Origin of the sequence: Mameliella sp. CS4, from assembly GCF_019392335.1 — a bacterium.
GTDB lineage: Bacteria > Pseudomonadota > Alphaproteobacteria > Rhodobacterales > Rhodobacteraceae > Antarctobacter.
On record NZ_JAHXRQ010000243.1, the window covers coordinates 1 to 248 of the forward strand.

A 248-nucleotide genomic window follows, 5' to 3' on the forward strand; every position below is an offset into this window, starting at 1 on the left:
GATCCAGGCCACGGTCTTGCCCTGGATCGAACCACGGTGCTCCAGGAAGGTTTGCATGTCGGCCAGCAACTGGCAGGGGTGCAGGTCATCGGACAGGCCGTTGATCACCGGTACCCGCGAGTTCGCGGAAAATTCGGTCACGGTGCTGTGGGCAAAGGTACGGATCATCACCGCATCGAGCATGCGCGACATGACCCGGGCGCTGTCGGCAATCGGCTCGCCACGCCCCAGTTGGGTGTCGCGCGAGG

The 248-nt window shown here is 64.1% G+C and carries 1 pseudogene; it reads right to left on the bottom strand.

The annotated features are described in order from the left end of the window. Nucleotides 1-248, bottom strand: a pseudogene (locus KZZ07_RS27250) (ornithine carbamoyltransferase); the annotation flags it as partial.